Here is a 1208-nt window from a genome sequence, read left to right as displayed (position 1 = left end):
ATCGCGGTCGCGCGCGCCGCACGCACCAGCGCGATCGCGCCGCGCGGGCCGGCACCGGCCGACAGGCCCGGCCACACGCGCGTCGCCCGGGCCAACCGCACCGCGTAGTCGAGCACCTTGTCGTCGACGCGGATGAACGACACCAGGCGCTGCAGCGCGAGCACCGAGCGCTCGTCCAGCCGCGGCGTGATCGCGTCGAGTGGCAGCTGGTCGCCGGCCAGCTGCTCGGTGGTGCGGCGCACGATCGCGGTCTCCTCGTCCTGCGACGGGTAGCCGATGTCGATCTTGAACAGGAAACGGTCGAGCTGCGCCTCGGGCAGCGGGTAGGTGCCCTCGGTGTCGACCGGGTTCTGCGTCGCGAGCACCATGAACGGCTTGTCCAGCGGCAGCGTCTGCCCCTCGATCGTCACCTGGTACTCCTGCATCACCTCCAGCAGCGAGCTCTGCGTCTTGGCCGGCGCGCGGTTGATCTCGTCGGCCAGCAGCAGGTTGGTGAAGACCGGCCCGCGGTGCACGCGCAGCGCGCCGACCGGCGAGCCCTCGTCCGCGCGCGCCTCCAGCACCGCATGGCCGGTGATGTCCGACGGCATCAGGTCGGGCGTGAACTGCACGCGCGCGTAGTTCAGCGACAGCGACTTCGCCAGCGTGCGCGCAAGCAAGGTCTTGCCGAGGCCGGGCACGCCCTCGATCAGCACGTGGCCGCTGGCCATCAGCGCGACCAGGCATTGGTCCACTGCCTGCTGCTGGCCGACGACGGCCTTGCCGACCTCGCTGCGCAGTTCGTTCAGCAGCTCGGCGGCACGGGTCAGGTCGGTGGGTTTGATCTGCATGGAGGGTCCTCAGGAAGCGGTGTGCGGTGCGGCCAGCCGGCGGCGTGCGGTTTCCAACAGTTCGAGCACGGGCGGCAGGTCGATGCGGCGGCGCGGAATGCCGCGGTCGAGCGCGAGGCCGAGCGCCGCGGCGTCCAGCCCGGTCAGCTTCGCGATCGCCGACGCACGGGCGCTGCGCTCCAGATCGTCGTAGCGCATCACATGCAGGCGCGCAGTCTCGTCGAGCGCACGCACCTGCGCCGCGTGCAGGCCGAGCGGGCCGTGGCGCCACAGGAAGCGCGCGGTGCCGGTGACCTGCTCGACCATCGAGCGGCGGCCGGGCGGCGTCGGCACCGTCAGCGGGCCGAAGCGCGGCGCGGCGCGCCACCAGGCCAGCAG

At 72.4% G+C, this 1208-nt stretch carries 1 protein-coding gene and 1 pseudogene; both read right to left on the bottom strand.

What is annotated here, in order from left to right; genetic code table 11:
- Positions 1-830: AAA family ATPase (locus AC1D1T_RS32590; RefSeq protein ID WP_477993493.1), on the bottom strand; the 830-nt coding region annotated here is incomplete at its 3' end.
- A 9-nt stretch (positions 831-839) separates the two neighbouring features.
- Positions 840-1208, bottom strand: a pseudogene (locus tag AC1D1T_RS32585) (DUF4350 domain-containing protein); the annotation flags it as partial.

Source organism: Rhizobacter sp. P2_H3, from assembly GCF_056403355.1.
This window is presented reverse-complemented; position numbering and strand designations above follow the sequence as displayed.